At 37.1% G+C, this 23,815-nt stretch carries 22 protein-coding genes and 3 riboswitches; of the genes, 20 read left to right on the forward strand and 2 right to left on the reverse strand.

All coding sequences use genetic code 11. The annotated features are described in order from the left end of the window. The first annotated feature begins 11 nt into the window (after positions 1-11). The 4 genes from LBYS11_RS11205 (at position 12) to LBYS11_RS11220 (ending at position 5,250) form a co-directional block, all read left to right on the forward strand. Entirely contained in the window at positions 12-3,059 is a 3,048-nt protein-coding gene (locus tag LBYS11_RS11205) for a sensor histidine kinase (protein ID WP_103118136.1), read from the forward strand. Then, positions 3,056-4,162 (forward strand): response regulator, encoded by a 1,107-nt coding sequence (locus LBYS11_RS11210; RefSeq protein ID WP_103118137.1) that lies wholly within the window; start codon positions 3,056-3,058, stop codon positions 4,160-4,162. The genes LBYS11_RS11205 and LBYS11_RS11210 overlap by 4 nt, the downstream gene beginning before the upstream one ends. Before the next feature lie 71 nt (positions 4,163-4,233). Continuing rightward, positions 4,234-4,737, forward strand: a complete 504-nt coding sequence (locus LBYS11_RS11215; RefSeq protein WP_066036749.1) for a GNAT family N-acetyltransferase — start codon at positions 4,234-4,236, stop codon at positions 4,735-4,737. A gap of 45 nt (positions 4,738-4,782) precedes the next feature. Continuing rightward, positions 4,783-5,250: a DinB family protein gene (locus tag LBYS11_RS11220; protein ID WP_103118138.1), complete on the forward strand. Its 468-nt coding sequence runs from the start codon at positions 4,783-4,785 to the stop codon at positions 5,248-5,250. Between the two features lie 27 nt (positions 5,251-5,277). On the opposite strand, the gene LBYS11_RS11225 is transcribed toward LBYS11_RS11220, so the two are convergent. After that, entirely contained in the window at positions 5,278-6,018 is a 741-nt protein-coding gene (locus tag LBYS11_RS11225) for a DUF3888 domain-containing protein (protein ID WP_004229938.1), read from the reverse strand. A 120-nt stretch (positions 6,019-6,138) separates the two neighbouring features. On the opposite strand from LBYS11_RS11225, the gene LBYS11_RS11230 reads away from it, so the two are divergent. After that, positions 6,139-6,528, forward strand: a complete 390-nt coding sequence (locus tag LBYS11_RS11230; RefSeq protein ID WP_233732734.1) for a hypothetical protein — start codon at positions 6,139-6,141, stop codon at positions 6,526-6,528. Between the two features lie 31 nt (positions 6,529-6,559). Here the strand turns inward: LBYS11_RS11230 and LBYS11_RS11235 are convergent, their stop codons facing one another. Next, positions 6,560-8,041 (reverse strand): Lsa family ABC-F type ribosomal protection protein, encoded by a 1,482-nt coding sequence (locus LBYS11_RS11235; RefSeq protein ID WP_054550161.1) that lies wholly within the window; start codon positions 8,039-8,041, stop codon positions 6,560-6,562. A gap of 564 nt (positions 8,042-8,605) precedes the next feature. Beyond that, a riboswitch (cobalamin riboswitch) is annotated at positions 8,606-8,786 on the forward strand. Positions 8,787-8,959: 173 nt separating this feature from the next. Here LBYS11_RS11235 and metE point away from each other — a divergent pair. From metE to LBYS11_RS11310, 15 genes are all read left to right on the forward strand, one after another. Next, positions 8,960-11,257, forward strand: a complete 2,298-nt coding sequence (gene metE, locus LBYS11_RS11240) for a 5-methyltetrahydropteroyltriglutamate--homocysteine S-methyltransferase (protein ID WP_054550163.1) — start codon at positions 8,960-8,962, stop codon at positions 11,255-11,257. 147 nt (positions 11,258-11,404) lie between these two features. Continuing rightward, positions 11,405-11,598, forward strand: a riboswitch (cobalamin riboswitch). Positions 11,599-11,746: 148 nt separating this feature from the next. Beyond that, positions 11,747-13,363, forward strand: a complete 1,617-nt coding sequence (gene nikA, locus LBYS11_RS11245) for a nickel ABC transporter substrate-binding protein (protein WP_233732737.1) — start codon at positions 11,747-11,749, stop codon at positions 13,361-13,363. A gap of 71 nt (positions 13,364-13,434) precedes the next feature. Beyond that, entirely contained in the window at positions 13,435-14,388 is a 954-nt protein-coding gene (gene nikB / locus LBYS11_RS11250) for a nickel ABC transporter permease (protein WP_081011018.1), read from the forward strand. A gap of 2 nt (positions 14,389-14,390) precedes the next feature. Beyond that, positions 14,391-15,200, forward strand: a complete 810-nt coding sequence (locus LBYS11_RS11255) for an ABC transporter permease subunit (protein ID WP_054550164.1) — start codon at positions 14,391-14,393, stop codon at positions 15,198-15,200. Positions 15,201-15,213: 13 nt separating this feature from the next. Beyond that, the gene (locus LBYS11_RS11260) at positions 15,214-15,984 is read left to right on the forward strand and encodes an ABC transporter ATP-binding protein (RefSeq protein WP_054550165.1); all 771 of its coding nucleotides are present in this window, start codon (positions 15,214-15,216) and stop codon (positions 15,982-15,984) included. A gap of 9 nt (positions 15,985-15,993) precedes the next feature. Next, entirely contained in the window at positions 15,994-16,800 is an 807-nt protein-coding gene (locus LBYS11_RS11265; RefSeq protein ID WP_054550166.1) for an ABC transporter ATP-binding protein, read from the forward strand. Positions 16,801-16,990: 190 nt separating this feature from the next. Then, the gene (locus LBYS11_RS11270; RefSeq protein ID WP_004229931.1) at positions 16,991-17,356 is read left to right on the forward strand and encodes a DUF2089 domain-containing protein; all 366 of its coding nucleotides are present in this window, start codon (positions 16,991-16,993) and stop codon (positions 17,354-17,356) included. A 12-nt stretch (positions 17,357-17,368) separates the two neighbouring features. Beyond that, complete coding sequence (locus LBYS11_RS11275; RefSeq protein WP_016991732.1) at positions 17,369-17,755, forward strand: SHOCT-like domain-containing protein; 387 nt, start codon at positions 17,369-17,371, stop codon at positions 17,753-17,755. 9 nt (positions 17,756-17,764) lie between these two features. Then, positions 17,765-18,046, forward strand: a complete 282-nt coding sequence (locus LBYS11_RS11280; RefSeq protein WP_048392756.1) for a hypothetical protein — start codon at positions 17,765-17,767, stop codon at positions 18,044-18,046. Positions 18,047-18,416: 370 nt separating this feature from the next. Continuing rightward, a riboswitch (cobalamin riboswitch) is annotated at positions 18,417-18,595 on the forward strand. A 117-nt stretch (positions 18,596-18,712) separates the two neighbouring features. Further along, positions 18,713-18,937: a glutaredoxin family protein gene (locus LBYS11_RS11285; RefSeq protein ID WP_004229925.1), complete on the forward strand. Its 225-nt coding sequence runs from the start codon at positions 18,713-18,715 to the stop codon at positions 18,935-18,937. Beyond that, positions 18,934-19,293 carry a class Ib ribonucleoside-diphosphate reductase assembly flavoprotein NrdI gene (gene nrdI, locus LBYS11_RS11290; RefSeq protein ID WP_048392755.1) on the forward strand — a complete coding sequence of 120 codons (360 nt, stop codon included), beginning with the start codon at positions 18,934-18,936 and terminating at the stop codon, positions 19,291-19,293. Before LBYS11_RS11285 ends, nrdI begins: the two co-directional genes overlap by 4 nt. Continuing rightward, positions 19,290-21,383 (forward strand): class 1b ribonucleoside-diphosphate reductase subunit alpha, encoded by a 2,094-nt coding sequence (gene nrdE / locus LBYS11_RS11295; RefSeq protein ID WP_054550167.1) that lies wholly within the window; start codon positions 19,290-19,292, stop codon positions 21,381-21,383. The genes nrdI and nrdE overlap by 4 nt, the downstream gene beginning before the upstream one ends. Beyond that, on the forward strand, positions 21,371-22,339 hold the full coding sequence (gene nrdF, locus LBYS11_RS11300; RefSeq protein ID WP_004229921.1) for a class 1b ribonucleoside-diphosphate reductase subunit beta: 969 nt from the start codon (positions 21,371-21,373) through the stop codon (positions 22,337-22,339). The genes nrdE and nrdF overlap by 13 nt, the downstream gene beginning before the upstream one ends. A gap of 12 nt (positions 22,340-22,351) precedes the next feature. After that, entirely contained in the window at positions 22,352-22,789 is a 438-nt protein-coding gene (gene dut, locus LBYS11_RS11305; protein WP_048392753.1) for a dUTP diphosphatase, read from the forward strand. A 145-nt stretch (positions 22,790-22,934) separates the two neighbouring features. After that, positions 22,935-23,783, forward strand: coding sequence for a copper amine oxidase N-terminal domain-containing protein (locus tag LBYS11_RS11310; RefSeq protein ID WP_103118140.1), 849 nt, complete (start codon positions 22,935-22,937; stop codon positions 23,781-23,783). Positions 23,784-23,815: the final 32 nt, after the last annotated feature.

Raw genomic sequence — 23,815 nt, forward strand, 5'->3', positions numbered from 1 at the left:
GGGGCACGAAAATGAAAAAAAATATCATAATTATTGTAAGTATAATCATGCTTTTTGTGATTGTTTTTTTTATTGGTAATTGGCATTATTTCTCCACTAATCAGCCAAAAATTATACATAAAGGTGTAGGAAAATTAGAGGAAGAGCAATTATTAAAGCTTGTAAAGCTAGAAGGAGAATGGGCCTTTTATCCAAATGTATTAATTTCTTTGGGGGAAAATTTTGATAGCTATCAACATAAAAAACTGAATTTAAATGTACCCTTTAATTGGCAAGCATATGTAGAGCCAAATGAAGAGGGGCTTTCGGTGGGAACCTATCACGTCAACATAGAGGTACCATCAGATGGAGTTTACGGCCTATATATTCGAACGATTCGTCAAGCTAGTCGTGTATTTATTAATGGCGTTGAGGTGGGGGCTAAAGGAAATCCAAGTACTGTTTTAAGCGCATATGCATCTGAAAATGATGATAAATATACCGTTTTTTCTCCTAGTGTCAATAAAAGACTAGACGTTGTCATCCATGTTGCAAATTACAATTATCCTCAGGCTGGAATTGTTTATCCTATTGAATTTGGTACAATGAAGGCTATTCAAAAGCATTATCACTGGAAAGTTTTTTTAGATATAGTAGTGAGTATAGGTCATATTATAGTTGGTGCGATCTATGTCTTTACATTTTTACAGAATCGCAAGCGTAAGGAAGAGTTATTCTTTGGTCTTTTTACTATTTCATTAGGATTTTATATGTCGTTTATCAATCAAAAAGTGTTTTTTCTGTTATTTACTGATCTATCGACGGTCAATCAAATACGTCTGCAATTAGGAATCATTCCACTCGCATTGCTTGCTTTAACATTTTTTATAAATGCGATGTATCCACAATTATTAGAAAGAAAAATTTTATACACGCTTGCCATATTACTTGGTATCGTGTTTGTTATGTACGGTATCTATAATCCCTTTACAAAAAATGAAAGGGCCTCCTCAGAATTTGAAATGATTATGAGAAAAATAATCTATATCAGTGTCACGGCTCCAGTTATTTTCTATAATATATGGTTGCTTATAAAGGTCATGCTAAAACGTTTAGAGGCTGTGCGTTATGTGCTAATAGTTATTACAGCGATTAGTTGTTATTCTATTTTACTCATTTGTAACTTTTTATTTGGGATGCCTTTTGACTATACAGAATTCATGTTATTTTTACTAATATTATTTGGCTTTGCCTCATTATTAAATTATCGTGCCAATCAAGCTGTTTTAAAAATAGCAGCATTGTCAGAGGAATTGCTTGAACATAATCAAATGAAGAATGAATTTCTTCTGAAAACTTCGCATGAACTCCGTGCCCCCCTAAACGGAATATTAAATATATCCAGATCCTTAATGGAAGGTGCTCAAGGACCATTAAAACGATCTCAACAGGAGCAAGTTATTCTAATTCACAGCGTTACACAGCGCATAGGTCATTTAGTAGAAGATTTATTGTTTTCTTCTAATCAAATGACAGGGGAAGTAAGGATTAGTCTACGCAGTGTATCTCTATCTGTTATACATGAGGTAGTAGCCGAAATTCGTAGTCTTATGCCCAAAAATAGTCAGGTAAGGGTAACAGCAGAGATAAACTTAGATTTGCCAAAGATCTACACGGATGAATTACGCTTTAAACAAATTTTATATAACTTGCTGCATAACGCAATTAAATTCACACAAAATGGAACAATCATAGTCACTGCGCATGTTGAACAGGAGCAGATGGTCATCCAAGTAAGTGATACAGGCTGTGGAATTCCGACACAAGAATTAGATCGTATTTTTAACGCCTTTTATCAAGGAAACAATCATCATAATAAAGAAGGGCTAGGTTTGGGACTAAGTATTACTAAAAATATTGTTGAAAAATTAAATGGTAACATTTATGTGACAAGCACTGTAGGGGAAGGGACAACATTTACATTTACAATGCCCCTCTCAACACTAGAAAACGTAAGTAATGAACAAGCTACCATTACATCACATACAGATACAGAAATACAGCTTCGACTGCCCCTTATTTATAAAGGAAGTGATAAAAAAATACTGGTGGTAGATGACAACCATGTCAATATAAAAACTTTAACGGAAGCACTAAGTTTAAAGGGATATACAGTGATCGCCTTAGATAACGGCTTTGATGCGATCGATTATATTAAAACCAATCATGTAGATTGTATGTTAATCGACCTAATGATGAATGGCATGTCGGGTTATGAGTTATGTAAACGTGTACGTAAACAATATGATATGCTGGAACTACCAATAATTATCTTAACTACAGTTATGAAGCAATCTGACTTACTGCAAACGTTAAAAGTAGGGGCGAATGATTATCTACAAAAGCCGATTTCTACCGATGAACTTTTTATTCGTATTGAATCTTTATTGGCTGTTCGACAATCATCAATCGATGCAATCGAAGTAGAAATGAACTATTTATATTCACAGGTCACACCACATTTTGTATATAACACACTTAATACGATTATTGGTTTAAGTTATACAGATATGGAAAACACACGTGAAGCTCTTTATTGTTTAGCCACTTATTTCCGTGCAAAACTGAATGTTCATTATCGAAATAGCATTGTCCCCATTGATGAGGAGATGGAGCTTGTAAAAGCCTATTTATCAATTGAAAAAATGCGCTTTGGAGATCGTTTACGTATTAAATATGATATTGACGAATCGATACATTTAGGAATCCCTGCATTGTCCATTCAACCTTTAATTGAAAACGCAGTGTTCCATGGGATCTCTAAGAAAGTAGAGGGAGGGACCATAGAATTAAGCCTACAGAGAGAGGGACAATTTGTAAGAATTAAAATCTATGATAATGGTGTAGGAATTTCAGAAGAAAAATTGCACCAATTGCTAAATGAAGAAAGTACAAGAATTGGCTTTATGAATCCATTAAAAAAATTTAAATTAATAAAAAATGCTAGTTTACGAATTTACAGCGAAGAAGGAAAGGGAACAACAATTGTCATTTTATTACCAGAGGGTGGTGTCACATGAATATAATGATCGTTGATGATGAAAAATTGGCCATTGATGTTTTATCTATTATGGTTAAACAACTTGCCCAATTTCAGATTAACATTAAGGGAACATTTACAAATCCAACTGAGGCCCTCCAGTTTCTTGAAAAAGAAATAATTGATTTAGTGTTTTTAGATATTGAAATGATTGACACACACGGTATGCAACTTGCAAAGCATCTCCTACACAAGCAACCATCCTTACAAATCATTTTTGTTACAGCTCATACACAATTTGCCGTGGAGGCTTTTGAAGTTGAGGCAACAGATTATTTATTAAAGCCAGTACAGGAAAAACGACTGATTAATGCGTTAACAAAAGCACAGAAAAAAATGGTCGTGACGGTGGCGCCGAGGGATGAGAAGAAAAACTCATTATATGCGCATACATTAGGCAGCTTTTATCTACTGGATGTTCAACATAATGTGATTAAGTGGCGAACAAGAAAAGTACGTGAACTATTTTTATATTTACTATTTCACCAAAAACGGCCTATGTTAAATGCAGTTCTTTTAGAGGAATTGTGGCCAGATTTGAACTTTGAAAAGGCAGCTAGTAATTTACATACAACTATTTATCATTTAAGAAAGATATTAAAGGACAATGGTATTCAAGATCCTATACTCTTGGTCAATAATCACTATAAATTAAATGCGGAAATTCAAACTGATTATGATGAGCTGAATCAACTATTGGAGCAGGATCAACATGATGAGAAATCCATTCAGCAGTTATTGAATTGCTATGAGGGTGATTTTTTAATAGATGAGGAGTATTTATGGGTTAATCAAATCAGGCTCCGCTTAAAGCAATCTGTATTACATGTGCTTGAACAGTATATTGCACGTACAGACGTTGCCCACACTTTATTAAAGTATAATTGCCTACAAAAGCTTTTAGAGCTAGACGAATACAATGAACAGTATATGTTTCAATTGTTAGAATTCTTAATTCAACAAAATAGGAAACAAGAATGTATAAAATTCTTTGAATCTATAGAGGCAAAATTAGCTGAAATTGATCTCGCTGTGCCAGAAAAATTTTATAGAAAATACAACGAGTTCTTACTCAACGTTTAGAAACGATTTCGGAAAAGTAATTTCTGTTTTAATAGTAGGTAATAATTTTATAAAAAGGAGATGCTTTCGGCATGCAAAAGATTGAAATAATTGAGCTTCACCATATTGAGCAAGATTTGGAGAAGCTTACTGAATTATTGATTATGGTCGTAGATGAAGGAGCATCCGTAGGTTTTTTACCTCCACTCACACAAGAACAAGCGATAAAATATTGGCAATCTGTCTTAGCGTCAGATGTCTTACTGTTCATTGCGAAAATAAATAATGAAATTGCAGGTAGTATTCAAATGCATTTAACTAGCAAACCAAATGGCATTCATCGTGCTGAAATTTGCAAGTTAATGACACACCCCAACTTTAGACGCAACGGTATTGGACGAGCGCTGATGCAACAAGCAGAGGAAAGAGCAAAACAAGAAAACCGCTCCTTGTTAGTTTTAGATACGAGAGAAGGGGATCCTTCTAATAAATTATATAAATCATTAGATTATCAAGAAGTAGGGAAAATTCCGCAATATACTATTTCACCAGATGGAGAATTAGAAGCAACCGTAATTTACTATAAATTAATTTAATCTAGGATATAGAATACTGAAAACGTGTAGAAAGGGAGCTAGTATATGAACGAAGCGCAATTATTTATGCAAATGAAAATGTGGCGTAATTGGACTGTTGAATTTCTACGTACGATCCCTGAGAATATTGCTGATCAGATACCCGCTGGACATCATAACAATATTCGTTGGAATGCTGGTCATCTATTAGTTGGTTGGGATCATACCGTTTTTCAAGCTGTCACACAAGAAAGGCATTTGCCCCTATCCTATCATGTAATGTTTCCTAGTGGCAGTAAACCAGATGACTGGACTGAGCAACCGCCAACAATGGATCAAATAATTATGCTCCTAGAGGAACAACCAATTCTTATTGAACAAGCTTGTGCAGGACATCTACATGAACCGCTTAAAGAAACTTTTTTAGGTATGAAAACATTAGGCGATATGGTTGTCTTTCATATGAACCATGAAAATTTTCACATGGGAATTATAAAAAGTATGATGCAAACGCTCTTAAAGAATGAAGCCTAACTGATGGAATCAGTTGGCTTCATTTTTCTATATATACCACGGTAACAGATCCTCCATTTTCCTACCTGGCTTACTTGTTTTATCTGTTACGATCCATGTGCCGTCTTTCTTTTGCAGCTGATAGCTTACATTTGTACCATCCGCCCTTTTAAAGAGCATATAACCTATATTACCCTTGATAAAAGTGACAGGGTCTATGACATTTTTGTAGGGAATCTTTCGCTCAGGAAATAAAATATTGGTCACTATTTCCTCTGCAATCATAGCAAGGGATTTCATATCATTATTAATTTCAGCTTGATATTGCAATTGATCGTATCGGTAGGAAGTATAAGATGCTAAGTCCAGCTTAAAACTCTGCTGTATATCTAACAGTGTTGCCCTATAGAATGCGTTTATTGCCTTTTCTACATCATCTGCCTCATGTATATAGCGAAGTGTGATGACACCAGTTGGACTGACTTCAAACGTAATGATTTCCTTACTGTAGGGTGGGGAATGCGCATGCTCAAAGGTCGTAACTTCCACGCTAACTTTAAAGCTAAACTGACTTTCTTTGACAATTTTTAAAATTTTCACATCATACAAGCCATACTGCTTAGGATAGCCATAGTAATGATCAATTTCCTTTTCAATAAATGGATTAAGGATTGTAATGAATGTGTCCCTGATTAGTTGCTCATCAGCTTGTTCACTTTGCGCATAAATCTTACATGGCAGAATGAACATAGTGAAGATAAACATTAAAACATAAGCAAATTTTTTCATGGAATAGTGACCTTTCTGCAGGATGATACTTTATAGAGTGCACCAATCACAGCAAATTATCGAGCATTTTTAAAGAAAGGGAATTGAACAATGGGAAAAATAATACTGCCCTTTTTATGTATGCTTTTGTTATTTCCAACAGCTACTTCGGGGTCAGAACCTGAAGGCTTAAAATGTCCAAATCCAGATGTATTGATGAAAACAACGGTGAAAGACAAAGTCGAGCTTAGTCAAGCATTAGCTGACATCATTCCAAAAGTATATGGCTCAAGCCCTGATTATCAGGAGTGGCAAATTGAGGTGATAAAGCCCATGCCCATATTAACTGGCATGGAGGAGAATTACTATAAAATGGCGGTGAACTTCTGTGGAGAAAATGTGGCTAATCACTCCTGGTTTGTTCGATTAAGGTTTCCAAGATTACTGCCAGCGCAAAGTGCATCACTAGGTGAGCTATATATCGTAAAAGAGACAAATTCTAAATGGATCCATTGGTTTCAATATCATTAAAAAGGAAGAATCCATAAATGGATTCTTCTCTTTATGACATCGCTATCGTTTTCGTTGCTACAGTTTGTTGAAATGCCTGATCATGCTCAACAATCACCATTGTGAGATGAGAGCTTTTTATGAGCTCTTCAATCTGCATGCGTGAATAGATATCAATAAAATTGAGTGGTTCATCCCAAATATATAAATGAGCCTTCTCACACAAGCTTTTAGCAATCAGCAGCTTTTTCTTTTGCCCACCAGAATAATGAGAGATATCCTTCTCAAATTGAATACGCTCAAAATCCATCTTGCGCAGGATTGATTTAAATAACGTCTCATCAATACCATGCTCTTCAATAAATTCCGAGAGCAATCCCTTTAAATGGGATGTATCCTGCTGAACATAGGAAATGACTAGACCTGAAGCTAACTTTATCGAGCCTGTATGTTGGATGGGCTTACCTAGAATAAGTTTTAACATACTACTTTTTCCGCTTCCATTTTTGCCATCTAAAACAACTCGATCCCCTTGTGCCACTTTGAAGCTAATAGGCTTATTCACGATATGGTCATCGTACCGAATCGATACATCCGTGACAACAACCATTTCTTTTGATGGATATGCCAATGGCTCTACTTTCAATGACTCGGTTTTTTCAACATTTTTTAGTAGTTTTGATTTTTCCTCAATAGCTCTTTGTTGTCTGGATTCCAGGTTCTTCGCTCGTTTCATCATCTTGGCTGCTTTATGTCCAACAAAGCCTTTGTCCAGTTTGGAACCTGAATTGGTTGTGCCGTTTTTGGAGGCTTCCACTTGATTAGACCAACCTGACGAACGCTTTGAGGATTGTTTTAATCGGTCGATATCTTTTTGCAGTCGTTGATTGGTTACTTCTTCGTGTTCCTGCTGACGATCAAAATTTAACTTCCAAGAAGAATAATTTCCACTTTGAACGTCAATATTGGCTCTATTAATCGATAGGATATGGTCAACACAGCCATCTAAAAAGCTTCTGTCATGTGAAATTAAAATAAATCCTTTTTTCCTGCGAAGATAATCGGAAACCGTCTTTCTTGCATCCGTGTCTAGGTGATTGGTTGGTTCATCAATTAATAAAAATTGACCCTCTGTCAAAAACAACGCAGCAAGCAGCACCTTTGTTTGTTCGCCATTGGATAATGTTTTAAAAGGACGATACATGACCTCCGCATCTACATGTAGGTAAGCTATTTCACGTAGACATTCCCAATCTTCTGCCTGAGGACAAATTTCCTCAAATATTTCATGGGTATATTTATTTGGATCAGAAACTGGATAGGGGAAATAAGTGAAGTCTACAGAAGAGATGATTTTTCCGCTATACTCATAATTTCCTAATAACAACTGAAAGAATGTTGTTTTACCTCGTCCGTTTCTACCGATAAATCCAAGTTTCCAATCCGTATCGATTTGAAAGTTGACATTCTCAAAAATATTGTCAAAGCTGCTTGGATAAGAAAAAGTTAGGTTTTGTACTTGTATCATGGACATGATAATTCCTCCTTTGTATTGCAACAGTTTACTTTTCATACAAAGTCGGTCTATCCATCTATGGTTCATTTCTCCGTATAAGCAGATGGATATTAACGACTTATACGGAGTGTTACATGCGTTACAATAGTTTCTGAATCGCTCATATTTTTCCTCTCCTTTATGGGTAAATGAAAGGTACAAAATCAACTATGAAAGCAAGAAAAAAACCCTCCAATTGTACATTGGAAGGATTAGTCTTTCTCTGAATAAATGCGATTTGCCATTTGTGTCATGACAAATAAAATGCAAACTGATAGTTAAAAATGGATAGACTAACCCTATATTTTGTGTTTGAAATCATTCAATTCAAATAAAAATATAGTTTAGTTCTTCATTGTCCATTCATCAGTCCTCTCATAATTGTCTTTTTATAGTAACAAATTTTTTTACAGAATACAATGTAACCTTATTTTCATTTAGTACTATACAATAATTCCTATAATATTTATAGAAATAATTTATATAATAGTTGAAAAATAATTTCTACTATTCTGAAATATGTGCTATAGTAGGAGCATAATTGAATATTGTGTAAGACTTGGTGCCAAATGAAAGTTTGGCTTAAAAGGGAAGTCGGTGCAAATCCGACGCTGTCCCGCAACTGTAATTCGGAGCAAATCACAAATGCCACTGGGGAAACTGGGAAGGCTGTGAGGCGTGTTGATGGAAAGCCAGGAGACCTGCCAATTTCTAGTACACACCAAATCCCTACGTGGAAATAGGTGGTGAAAAGTGACCAAATAGGCACTGTGCGATAACGTTTATGCGAAAGTAGATATTTTTTCGTATTGTTTTAGCATTATTAATTTTAACATGCAGCCATTTTCCTAATAGGAGAATGGCTTTTTATTTTTTCTAAAAAAGGAGCTTAAAAACATGAACTATACAAGTACATTGATCGGTTATCCCTATATAGGAGAGGAACGCGAATGGAAAAAAGCACTAGAAGCATTTTGGCGCAATGAACTTTCTGAGGAGGACTTTGAGGAAAAATTAAAGAAAATCCGTTTATCAAGAATAAACAAGCAGCTGCAACTTGGAATCGATATGGTGACAGTTGGCGACTTTACGTTTTACGATAGAATGTTAGATACAGCTTTGATGTTTGGTTTAGTTCCAAAGCGCTTTAACTGGCAAGGTGGTAAAGTCGATTTTCATACCTACTTCAGTGTAGCAAGAGGAGACAAAACAGCCGTAGCTAGTGAAATGACAAAATGGTTTAATACAAATTATCACTACATTGTTCCAGAGTATGAGGGACAAGCCTTACAACTAACAGAAAATAAAGTGTTAGCCGACTTTTTAGAGGCGAAGGAAACTTTCGGTATCATTGCGAAGCCGACACTAATTGGTCCCTATACATTTTATAAGTTAACGAAAGGCTACAACAAATTAACACAGGTTGAGTACTTATTAGCTTTATTACCACTCTATACGCAGGTATTAAAAGAATTAGTGGATGCAGGTGCCACTTGGATTCAGCTAGAAGAGCCATCCCTCGTCTTAACACTTGATCCAGCAGAGATAAAGCTGGTGAAAGAAATGTATGACCAGTTAGCCACTGCCGTTCCTGAGGCTAAAATAATGCTACAGACTTATTTCGAAGCTTTAAGTGCCTATGAAGCATTAAGTACATTGCCTGTTCAAGGATTCGGTTTGGACTTTGTTCATGGCTATAAAGGAAATATGGCGTCACTTCGTCAATTTGGTTTCCCGCAGGATAAAGTATTAGGAATAGGGGTAGTGAATGGCCGTGATATTTGGCGTTCAAACCTGGCGGAGGTCAATGCGACAATTCAAGCCATTGAACAGCTAAGTCATGCTGCTGAACTATGGATTCAACCATCAAGTAACCTACAGCACGTTCCAATCACAACCTCTCTTGAAAATGAACTTGACCCTGTTTTAAAGCAGTCTCTGGCCTTCGCAGATGAGAAAATCGTAGAAATCACGGGGCTGACTAAATATAGACGAGATAAAGATGGTTCCTTACAACATAATTTTTCAGAAAGTATGAAGGCGATTGAGGCTCTAAAAAATCATCCAATCCGCCAAAATAAGTTAATTCATCAAGCCGTTCAAACTGTGACAAAGCAAGATTTTGAACGACACAGTAATTTTACGAAGCGACAAATGATCCAACAACAAGCCTTAGGATTACCGCTGTTTCCAACAACTACAATCGGTAGCTTCCCGCAATCAGATGAAGTGAAAAGAAATCGTAATGCGTGGCGAAAGAAACAATTATCGAATGAAGCCTATGAAACATTTTTAGAAGACGAAACAAAGCGCTGGATCTCCATACAAGAGGAATTAGATATCGATGTACTTGTTCATGGTGAATTTGAGCGTACAGATATGGTCGAATATTTCGGTGAAAAGCTGACTGGCTTTGCCTTTACAGAGAAAGCGTGGGTTGTTTCATATGGATCACGCTGTGTGAAGCCTCCGATCATTTATGGAGATGTTGCATGGGCTTCACCAATTACCGTAAAAGAATCCGCCTATGCCCAAAGCCTAACGAAGCGATTTGTAAAAGGCATGCTGACAGGGCCAGTAACAATATTAAATTGGTCCTTTGTGCGAGATGATTTGTCCCGTAAAGATGTCGCTTATCAAATTGCATTAGCACTCCGTAAAGAGGTGGAAGCACTAGAAAACGCAGGTATATCAATTATTCAAGTGGACGAGCCAGCGTTAAGAGAAGGTTTACCGCTTAGAAAGGAGGAATGGGGGGCTTACTTAGAGTGGGCTGTCAATTCCTTTAAGCTTGCGACATCTAGTGTCAAAGATGAAACACAAATCCATACACATATGTGTTACTGCGAGTTTAATGATTTCATCGAACCAATTAGCGCACTAGATGCAGATGTGATTTCCATAGAAACATCACGAAGTCATGGGGAACTTATTACCTCACTACAAGTACAGCCCTATAAAAAAGGAATTGGCTTAGGCGTCTATGATATTCATAGCCCTCGTGTACCAAGCGAGGATGAAATGCTCGCTATTATGAAAGATAGTCTACAGGTGCTGGACCGTTATCAATTCTGGGTGAATCCAGATTGTGGCTTAAAAACGAGAAAAGAAGATGAAACCGTTGCAGCTTTAGCGAATATGGTTGCTGCTACTAAAACGTTGCGTCAAGCTGTACAGCAATCTACATCAAGCTAACGAAATGATTTTTAATCTACTACATCTACTCTCCAATAACGAAGACTAGGGTAAATCCCTAGTCTTTTTATGTTACGTCGATATATATATTATCTTCAGAAAGTAAAATTGACGTGAACAGGCGAGCATGTTATGTTTATTACTAATTTCATAGCAATCATTACAAGTTTGAGTGAAATCGTCTTTCATTCAATTAAAAGGAAAATGGGTGAAAATCCCATGCTGTCCCGCAGCTGTAAATGAGGAGTTTTGTTTCAAATACCACTGAGTGAGTACTTGGGAAGGTGAAACAAAATGATGATTCATGAGCCAGAATGCCTGCTTGTAAGAAGATTCATTGATGATCTACGAAAGATAGGGAGATGGATGGAGACTTGCTCATCGTGGGTTTTTCTGTCCTTATTCTTTTTTAGAATAAGGTTTTTTTATGCCTTCTCTTCTTCAACAAGTAGATGTATTTGTACTACGAATAGAGATAGGAGACAGAAAATGAGATTGACAAAGTATTTACTTCCTTTCCTGCTTGTCCTGACGTTCAGTTTACTTGCTGGCTGTACAGGCACGGATGAAGAAAAGGAAAAGACCTCAGCAAACCAAACAGATGAAAAAATAATAACGATTGGTTGGCCATTAGATGTCGGTCCATTGAATCCTCATACATATTTACCGAATCAAATGACTGCCCAAGCAATGGTTTATGAATCCTTGGTGGAATACAATGATGATGGTACTGTTACGCCTAAGCTCGCCGAAAGCTGGGACATCTCTGAGGATAAAACTTCGTATACTTTCCATCTAAGAAAAGACGTGAAATATTCAGACGGCACTGCATTTAATGCAGATAATGTCATTCGTAACTTTGACGCCGTTTTAGCGAATCGAGACATGCATTCTTGGATGGGCATGGTTAACCACATGAAAGAGGTTGTAAAAGTAGATGATTTTACAATTCGTCTGCAATTGGATGAGCCTTATTATCCAGTCTTAAACGAACTTGCCTTCGTCAGACCTTTCCGTTTTTTAGGGGATAAAGGATTCCCAAAGGATGATATGACGCAAGATTCTATCAAAGCACCGATTGGAACAGGCCCTTGGGTATTAACTGAATACAAAAAGGACGAATATGCATTATTTAGTCGCAATGAAAACTATTGGGGAGAAAAACCACTAGTTGAACAAATAAAAGTAAAAATTATTCCTGACTCAGAATCTATTTCATTAGCATTTGAAAACGAAGAATTAGATTTAATTTATGGGCGTGGCATTATTAGTTTAGATAACTATACGTATTTAAAAGACAGTGGCAAATACAAAACTGCTACCTCTGAGCCTTTATCTACGAAAGCACTGCTATTCAATACACAATCTGGTCCATTATCTGAGCTAAAGGTACGTCAAGCCATTCAATATGCTATTAATAAGGAACAAATGGTCGACAGTATTACACATGGTACGGAAAAAGTAGCGAACACATTGTTCTGGGATGCGATTCCTTATGCCAATATAGATTTAGCACCTATTGTATACAATCCAGAAAAAGCCCAACAATTGCTAGATGAGGCAGGGTGGTTATTACCTAAGGGTGAAAAAATTCGTTCAAAAAACGGACAGCTGTTGTCTTTAGATTTGATTTACATTGCATCCGATGCGATTCAAAAACCAATGGCAGAATTAATGCAAGGTGAACTCGCAAAAATTGGCGTTCAGTTGAATTTAGAAGGGGCAGATGTAATGGTCGGTCTTCAAAAATTGATGGATGACCAGGTGGATATTAATTTCTGGCGTACCAATGGACCACCTACAGATCCACATAGCTTTGCAAATGAATCAGCTACACCAAATGCTAGTGGTGTGTACGAGGCGAAATTAGGCCTAGCAAACGCCAAAGAAATCGATACGAAAATTCACCAATTATTAGTAGGAACAGATGAACAGGAACGCGTGCAGCTTTACACGAATATTTTAACGATGTTTCATGACCAGGCACTCTTTTACCCTATTTCTTACGAAACAAATAATGTGATTTATCAACCATCTCTAAAGGATTTTGCACCACGTGCATCTGAATATGATATACCTTATGCACAAATGGCTAAAGAAAAATAAAAGTGGAGGAGAGAGTGTGTCTAGCAGAGACAGCTCTCTCTTTATCATAGGATTGAGTAGGAAGTGACAGCATGTATGAATCAACATGGATCTTTTGTTTAAAAAGAATTTTAACATTGCCCTTTGTCTTATTAGGCGTTTCCATCCTAACCTTTGTATTTATTCGTTTTGTTCCTGTAGAGCCTGCTGAAGTCATACTACGTTTGGCAAGGGTTGCGCCAACAGAGGAAGCCATTCAGGCATTACGTGAGGAACTGGGAACGGACAAGTCGTTTTTTCTTCAATATTTGCTATGGGGAAAGGGCGTAATCCAGCTAGATTTTGGAACATCTTTTGTTAGTAAATTACCTGTGGCACATGAACTATTCGTGAAATTACCCGCAACCATTGAATTAGCTATTGCTGCGTTTATCCTCATTTTAGGGCTAAGTATTCCATTCGGAGTAATAAGCGCATTGTATAAGCACACCATCATCGATAAAATCATACGATTCTTTAGCATATTGAGTGTGTCGATTCCAGCCTTTTGGTTAGGTTTCCTATTACTCTATTTATTTAGCTTAAAATTAGGACTCTTTCCGACAAACGGGAAGGGCACACCTGCTCATTTAGTTTTACCCGCCTTCGCACTGGCGTTACCAACAATTGGATTATTCGTTCAGCTTATCCGTTCAACCATCCTAGAAGAATTACAGCAGCAATATGTTCAATATGCACGGCTAAGAGGATTAAAAAGCTCCGTGATTCTTATCCGTCATGTTTTGCGAAATGCCGCTATTCCCTTGACTTCCTTGCTAGGCATGACCCTTGGCAATCTTTTAGGTGGAGCCGTGATTGTGGAGCAGGTTTTTAGCTGGCCCGGACTCGGCAGGTACTTAATAGAATCCATTATGAACAGGGATTATCCAGTTGTACAATGCTATGTGTTAATTATTGCGGTTATCTATGTGCTTGCCAATTTATGTACAGATATATTGCATCGTTTATTGGACCCTCATCTAATGATGAGGGGTAGGAGAGATTAAAAATGAAATTTGTACGAACAAAAAGTGGCAACTTAACAGGATTAATCAGTCTATTCCTCCTTGTCATTACTGGCTTATTAGGACTGTTTGCGCCAATTTTAATGCCACACGACCCTTTTGCTGTCGATATTGCTAAGAAATTTTCAGTCCCGTCTTGGGACTATCCATTAGGTACAGATCATTTAGGAAGGTGTATCTTGTCACGCCTTCTTTTAGGTATTCGTTATTCTTTAGGTGCAGCGCTCATCATTCAGCTAGTCGCTATTGTTTTAGCTATCCTACTGGGTGCTTTTGTAGCGTTGAAAAGAGGATTAATTGATTTTCTTTTTATTCGATTATGTGATATTTTATTAGCCTTTCCGACACTCGTACTTGCATTTGGGCTGTTAGGTATATTAGGTCCTAGCTTAAAAAATGTTTTAATAGCGCTCATTTTCACACAGCTTATTTATTATGCAAGAATGATCCGAGGTTTGTTTATTGGCATCAATGAGAAAGACTTTGTTAAAGCTGCTAGGATAACGGGCACTACAGGTATCCAATTAATTAGACGCCATTATATACCCAATCTATTGCCATCTATTGTCACGATTGTCGCATTAGATATCGGGAAGGTGATTTTAGAAATTGCAGGCTTTTCGTTTATCGGACTTGGGGTGCAGGCACCGATCCCAGAATGGGGCATGATGATCAATGAAGGAAAGCAATACATGAGACAGCATCCTGAATTAATGCTTTATCCAGGACTTGCCATCATCCTTGTTGTGTTATTGTTTAATCAATTAGCAAATCGTTTAAAAAGGCTTGACTAGGAAAGGGGAAGTTATGGAGAAAGTTTTAGAAGTGATAGACCTCACAGTCAAAATAGGGGAGAAAAATATATTAACCTATATCAACCTGACAGCTTATAAAGGGCGAGTCCTAGGAATTATCGGGGAAAGTGGCAGTGGCAAGTCCATGCTTTGCCATGCCATCATGCAAACATTACCGTCCTTTGCCCATGTCAGCCAAGGGGAAGTACTCTATCTGCAAGAAAATTTATTAAACGTTTCAGCTGCTAAATGGAGAGCTTATCGTGGCAGACATCTTTCGATGATTTTGCAAAACCCATCCGCTGCATTTGATCATATTCAAACGATTGAAAGTCATTTTCGAGAAACATTAAAAGCACACTTTAAGCTTACAAAAAAAGAAATGAGACAGATCGCCCTTGATGCTTTGAAAAAAGTTCATTTACCTCAGCCAGAGCAGCTCTTGTCCTACTATCCTTTCCAGTTAAGTGGAGGCATGCTACAGCGAGTGATGATTGCTCTGTCAATGGCGATACAGGCCTCCCTCTACATCGCAGACGAGCCTACGACTGCTCTGGATACCATCAATCAGAAACAAGTATTAACACTATTTAATCAAATTCGCTCAGAAACAGATGCTACCATACTCCTTGTCACGCATGATTTAGGTGTCATTGCTGAGCTTGCGGACGATGTGGCTGTGATGTATCAAGGAGAAATCGTTGAGCAAGCAAATGTTTTTGATTTTTTTGATGCGCCTCAGCATCCCTATACCAAGAAACTTTTACAAGCGAGAATGCTATGAGGTGATAAAATGACGCTACTAGAAGTAAAAAATATTGAGAAATACTATGCGCAAAGACCATTTCTATTCAAACGAGGACAGGAAGCCCCTGTATTAGAGAATGTGACATTTTCACTTCAGGAAGGAGAATGTCTTGGCATCGTCGGTCAAAGTGGTTCTGGAAAAAGCACATTAGGGCGCATTATTTTAGGGATTGAACGACCAACAAACGGAGAGCTGATCTTTCAAGGTGTCAATTTATACGAAGCACCCAGCAAAGAGAAAAAAATGATACGAAGAAATTTACAGGCTGTTTTTCAAAATAGTTATCATTCATTTAATCCAAAACAGACGATTTTCGAAATACTCGAAGAACCGTTTTTGAATTTCGAGCATTTTAGCAAAGCAGAGCGACAACAGAAAGTAAGAGAATTACTAGACTATGTAGAGTTAGAGTGGGCAATGGCTCAAAACTATCCCTCACAGTTAAGTGGGGGACAGCAGCAACGAGTCAACATTGCTAGAGCTCTTGCATTAAAGCCGAAACTGATTGTTTTAGATGAGGCCATTAGTAGTCTTGATATGATTTTGCAAAAGACGATTATAGAGCTACTGCAAAGACTTCAAAAAGAGCTACAGCTTGCTTATCTATTCATTTCACATGATTTACAGGCCACACGTTTTATGTCAGATCGCATCCTTGTGATGCAGCATGGTCAGCTAGTGGAGGAGATAGGCAAGGATGGGACATATCAGCACCCCGCTTCACAAGCGTTATACAATGCAATTTTGCCATCACACCCGCGGGAAAGAAAAAAGAAGGATAGACCCAATTAAACAGAAACGCCATTTTGAGAAATTAAAAATGGCGTTTTCTTAATTTTTAAAGCAATACAGAAACAAAAATCAATGAAATTAATTATGATATTAACTTTATTGATTTTTTAATCAAAATTATTAATTTTATTATTTACATCTTTAATTTCTTTGTTATATAATCAGCTTAACTTAAAGGAAGGAGTTCACTATGGCTTATCAAGTAATCACAAATTGTCCTGTCTGCAGTAAAACATTGAAAATTACGAAGTTACAGTGTTCTCATTGTCACACGACCATTGAAAATGAGTTTGAATTGTCGAAGCTAGCATCCTTATCACAGGATCAGCTTCATTTTGTGGAAGTATTTTTAACCTGCCGAGGAAATATTAAGGAGGTTGAAAAGGAACTGGGGGTTTCGTATCCAACAGTTCGAGGCAAGCTAAATGATATTATTTCATCCCTTGGCTATGCTCAAAAGAAGAAAAATGAAGTAGATGAGAAAAAAATTGTAAGCATGCTTGAAAATGGCGAAATCACAACAGATGAAGCCATAAAGCTCTTAAAAGACGAATAGGGAGGAACGACCATGAAAGAGGAAATTACAAAAGTGTTAACGATGATTCAAGAGGGCAAAATTGATGCGGATAAAGGATCAGAGCTGATTCAAGTGCTACAACAGAAAGAAGAATCAGAGAATAAATTTGTGGAAAAAACAAAGTATTTAGATAAAACGTTAAAGGTCCGTGTTGTATCCACCGAAAATGATAATGTCACGGTAAATTTACCAATTAAACTTGTCAAAGCCGTATTGATGGCAGGACACAGCATCGCTGCAAGTATTCCGCAATCTGAAAAATACGTAAAAGATATCGACATCAATCTTCTTCTTGAAGCAATTGAAAATGAACTAGATGGACAAATTGTAGATATAAAATCAGCAAACGGAGATTCCGTTGCAGTCTTCATTGAGTAGAGGCGACGAATGATGCATGTAAAAGTGAAAGCAAAAGACGTTCGCTTTACCGTCCCTGTTCCCTATACTGTGCTAACCATTGTCCTCTCCATTTTAACTTCTAAATGGATTCAGCAACAAGCCAATAAGTGGACAAAGGCATACTTCGATAAAAAGAAAATAGACTTTACCTTTCCCCTCATCGACAAAGAAATGCTAAAGCCGATTATCAAGGAACTACAAAATTATAAAGGACTTGTGCTAGTCGATGTCAAAGCTCAGGACGGGACTGAGGTTAAGGTTAGACTATAATCCCAATGATAGAATGGTAAGAGCATGTTATGATAAAAGCATGCTCTTTATTAATGTAATGAGCATCATTTGAAATGGGTAAGAGATGATCATTATTTCAGGACTTACGATAGAGACAACTATTTTTCAATGGTACATAAAATAGAAAATTTCTTTAAACTCAAATTAGAATTCTAGATCCATTTTAATAGAAAATCACGTACATCGTTAAAAATAGATTTTTGATTTGGGTATAAGTGATTAGTGGTAATCTATTTGGAACTACATAATTAAAAATACTGAATAATCCAAAAATAAAGAAGTTTAGAATCTTGATTTACTTTTCATTTGAAGGATGGTACACTTAAAACTATTGAACAACAACTATATATTGTGTTCGTTTTACAAAGGTACTACTACATGTAGTTTAAAAGGGAAGTTCGGTACAATTCCGACGCTGTCCCCGCAACTGTGAAGCTGACGATGATTGCAACCACTGTGCATTTGCATGGGAAGGGAATCAGAGAATGAAGCAAAGCCAGGAGACCTGCCTTTATAAAACAAATTTATCATTTCTTCGGGGATTAAGAGATGGGAACGTCAGTATTTTTGGTATGTTAACGTTTCCATTTAGCCTATCTCTTTAGAGGAGATAGGCTTTTTTATTTTATGAAAAGAGGGATTTCTATGAAACTTTATACGAAAACAATTTGTCCAAAATGCCTATGGGTAAAATCTGAACTACAACGTGCAGGACTTGAAGCTGAAATTGTTAACATCGATCACGATGAACAAGCAAAGCAAACGATTATTGACGCAGGTTTTTTAAGTGTGCCTGTTTTAGAGATGAATGAAACTTTCATAGGAGATGTTCAGGAAATTGTTTCTCAAATTGAGTTGATTGCCCTATGATTGTTTACGCGAGTCGTACAGGTAATGTCCGAAATGTTGTATCCAAATTAAAGGCAGAATGTATCGAGCTCTCGGAAGAATTGCGATTGAACAAGCCATATCTCTTAATTACCTACACAGATGGTTTAGGTGACATTCCAGCAAAGGTACAACGTTTCTTAGAAAAAAACAGGGATTTTTGTAAAGGAGTAGTTGCCAGTGGTAATAGTAACTTCGGTCATCATGTATTTGGTGCTGCTGGTGAGAAAATCGCTGCTACCTATCATGTACCCTTAGTAAGGAAATTAGATTTACGAGGTAATCAAACGGATTACGAAGCAATACAAACGTTTTATGAAACGAGGGTAATGAGATGAAAACCTATTTAAAGCTTAATAATGACGTACTGAATCGTTATAGTACAACTGGATTACTTGAGTTAGAAAAGGACCGCGAAGCTACGCGCCGCTACTTTTTAGAGTATGTTAACGTACGTTTGCGTTATTTTATAGATATTGAGGAAAAAATACGCTATTTAGTTGATGAGGGCTACTATGAGAAAGCATTTATCGACATGTACGAAATGGAATTTATTAAGAAGCTGTACAAGAAAGCCTATGATTATAATTTCCGCTTTCCATCCTTTATGAGCGCAAGCAAATTTTACGATAGCTATGCTATGAAAAGTCGTGATGGGGAAGAGATCTTAGAAAAGTATGAGGATCGTATTGTCATTATTGCTTTGTATTTAGCTCAAGGCAACACGGCTCTAGCAGAACGCTCTGTCGAAGCAATGATGGAAGCCTATCAGCCTGCAACACCAACTGCTTTAAATAGTGGTAAGAAAGCACGTGGTGAATTAGTCAGCTGCTTTAAATTATCAATGGATGACTCCATGAATAGTATTGCTGAAAATATTGGCTATTGTTTAGAGCTATCACGCCTTGGTGGTGGAGTTGGGGTCAACTTAACAGATTTACGTCCATTAGGTGATCCAATTAAAGAGATATTAAATCGTGCAAGTGGTGTCATCCCAGTAGCGAAACTGTTAGAAAATTCTTTCAGTTATTCTAATCAGCTAGGGCAACGAAATGGCTCAGGTGTTGTCTATCTAAATATTTTCCATGCAGACATAGAAAATTTCATTTCATCAAAAAAACCAAATGCTGATGATAAAATTCGCCTCGCTACCCTTTCAACAGGGATTATTATACCTAGTATTTTCTTCGAACTGATGAAACGTGATAAGGATATCGTTTTGTTTAGCCCATATGATATTTTTAAAGAATATGGCAAACGTATGTCTGAAATTTCCATTTCAGACATGTACTACGAGCTACTTGATAACCCTAAAATTCGTAAAATTAAACGTTTAAATGCACGTAAGCTTTACACAGAGGTGAAAAAAGCACAATTTGAATCAGGCTATCCGTTTGAAATCTTTGATGATAATGTCAATAAGGTACATCCTTTAAAAAATATTGGACGTGTCAAAATGTCCAATTTATGTACAGAAATCTTACAAGTACAAGAGACAAGTATCATTACGGACCAGGATCAACCAAATGACTATGGATTAGATGTATCGTGTAACTTAGGTTCCATCGATATCCATGCAGCAAGTAAAGTCAATGATTTCGGCGCATTAGTCGATACAGCCATGCACCTATTAACGAATGTATCGCAAATGACGCACATTAAGAATGTACCGTCTGTTGCAAAAGCCAATCAATTAATGCATTCTGTAGGGCTTGGCTGTATGAACCTCCATGGGCATCTCGTGACAGAAGGCATCCTGTACGGCTCAAAAGATTCCATTGATTTCATGGATCACTTTATGGAAGCGATGAACTATTATTCTCTGAAATCTTCGATGGAAATGGCGAAAGAAAAAGCTGCAACCTTCTACCGATTTGAGGACAGTGATTATGCATCAGGTAGCTATTTTGACCAATATATCAATAAAACTGAAGAAGAACTATCGCCTGCTGTGTTGAAGGCGCTTGGCAATATTCCAATCATCACAAACAAGATGTGGGAAACGTTAAAGCAGGATGTAATGCAGTACGGTCTATTCCATTCCTATCGTTTGGCTATTGCCCCAACTGGTAGTATTTCATATATTCGTAGCTGTACGGCTTCAATCGCACCATGTACAGAGCGCGTAGAGGTTCGTGATTACGCCGATAGTAGAACCATTTATCCAATGCCTCATTTAACAAATGACAATAGTCATTTATATGTGGAGGCGTATGATGTAAATCCGTATGATTTAATTGATTTATATGCAGCTTCTCAAAAGCACGTTGACCAAGGTATTTCCATGACGCTTTATGTAACGGACAATTGGACAACCGAACAATTGGCTAAAGTATACATTTATGCGTGGATAAAGGGCATTAAGTCTGTTTACTATGTTCGTCAACGATTACAAAGCTTAGAGGAGTGTGTAGCATGTCAAATATAATTTATGAGGCAGTCAATTGGAATAAGGCAACAAGTGAGCTTGCCCAAATATTTTGGGACCAGCAATGGAAGCAAATTTGGTTTCCAGAAGAAATTGCGGTCAGTAAAGATATTAAACAATGGAAAAGCTTTGAGCATCAGGACACATATAAAAAAGTATTTGCAGGATTAACCTTACTGGATACTGTACAAACAAATATCGGGATGAATCGTGTTGCTGCTTATACAGACGATTTACAGGAAAAGGCTGTCCTAACCGTTTTTGATGCATTCGAGGCGATACATGCCAAGTCCTATTCTTATATTTTCACAACGCTTTGTACAAACGAAGAAATCGACGAGCTATTTGAATGGGTCAAGAAAAATGAATTTCTACAATATAAGGCCAATAAAATAGCAGACATTTATAATAGTATTGAAGAAGGCAATCCAGAGAGCTTATGGAAAGCGATGTTTTCATCCGTTATGCTTGAATCTTTCCTGTTTTATTCTGGCTTTTTCTATCCATTATACTTAGGAGGACAAGGCTTCCTACGAAACAGTGCCGAGATTATTTCACTCATCTTGCGCGATGAATCTATCCATGGGGTAGCAGTTGGATTTTTTGCTCAAAATTTATTCAAGCAATTTTCAAAGGAAAAGCAAGAAGAGCTACATTTATGGGGCTATGAGCTATTATTAGATTTATATCAAAATGAAATGAAGTATACAGATGATATTTATGCGGAAACAGGATTATCACCTGAAGTGCGAGCATATGTACGTTATAATGCTAATAAAGCTTTAATGAATGTCGGCTTTGAAGCCATGTTCCCAGAAGAGGAAGTCAATCCAATTGTGATGAATGGTATTCGTAATGAAGGCTCCACATATGATTTCTTTTCACAAAAGGGTGCTACCTATGCCAAGGCAAAAGTTGCGCCAATCACAGATGACACATTCAATTTTAATCGTTAAGGATGAAGAACAATGAATCTAGAAGTAAAAATTAAAAAAGTTCACGCTGATGCCATGCTACCGATACAAGCCAACCCTGGTGATGCAGGCATGGACCTCTATTCCATAGAAGCAGTAGAAATCCCAGCAGGCGTAGCCAAACTCATTAAGACAGGTATTCAGATTGAGTTACCTAAGGGAACGGAAGCCCAAATTCGACCAAGAAGTGGACTAGCATTAAAGCATAGTGTAACCGTACTGAATAGCCCAGGCACTATAGATGAAGGCTATAGAGGCGAAATCGGTGTTATTTTAATCAACCATGGTCAAGAACCGTTTATCGTAGAAAAATCAATGCGCATTGCTCAAATGGTTATACAATTTGTTCCTTCTATTCAATTAGTGGAAGTAGATGAATTATCTCAAACGGTCCGTGGAGAATCTGGATTTGGTGCAAGTGGTACGAAATAGCGTACCTATATATAAACCGCATAAAGTTTACTTAAAAATCCTGCGAAAATGCAGGATTTTTTTGTTATCGTAGCTCATAGCAGAAGGAAATAATAGGGTTCATATGGAATGAAGTAATGATAGCGAAGTAAAGGAGCTAATAATCATGAAAAAAATATGTTCAGGTATTTTCCTTATGTTGATTGTCATTCTTACATCGATCACAACTGCTACAGCAGCTAGTAGTCAACTAAAAGTGGACGGTATGACAGTACAAACGGATGTGAAGCCCGAAATAAAAAACAATCGAACAATGGTACCTTTACGCGTGATTAGTGAAAATTTAGGGGCTAAGGTGCATTGGTCGGATGGGCAAGTAATACTGACCCAAAGTGAGATGAAAGTCAGTTTAAAGTTGAACAGTAGTAAAGCCACAGTAAATGGAAAAACGGTATTATTGGATGCGAAGCCATACTTAAAGAATGGACGCACCATTGTACCATTACGTTTTCTAGCAGAAACCTTTGGCTGTAAAGTTCAATACGATCATTTAACGATCTCAATCGATACAGAGCCATTGATGATTAAGGGTGTTGAAGTGAAAGCATTACTTCATGAATACCACATGACAATGGGGGGAGTAGTCGAGCAAATCAATGGCAATGCCTATATGCAAGAAATGCACCGTATATTTACTAAAAATATGGGCAAGAAGATAAAACAGCCTAACGACTACACATGGTCTGTCCATAGCACCGTAATTGGGGGCTATTATAAAATGGGCCAATATGATTTCCTGAACAAGGAAGGTAGTAGCATAGCACGTTATGATCTCTATTCGTTGGTGCAATCTTCAGATAAACCTTTGACTGGACAGCCAGACGTGTTGATTTATGACGCAGCTGTTGACCAATGGTATGAGTTTAACAAAACTGCCAGTGACTCTATTTATTCGTTAATGGAAACTGCCACGAGAAATGGCTTTGTGACAGTTATTAGTAATACAGTTCCTTGATTATGAATCCATTAAAAACGCAATAGAAGAGC

The sequence above is a fragment of the Lysinibacillus sp. YS11 genome, from assembly GCF_002896375.1.
GTDB classification, from domain to species: Bacteria; Bacillota; Bacilli; order Bacillales_A; family Planococcaceae; genus Lysinibacillus; species Lysinibacillus capsici.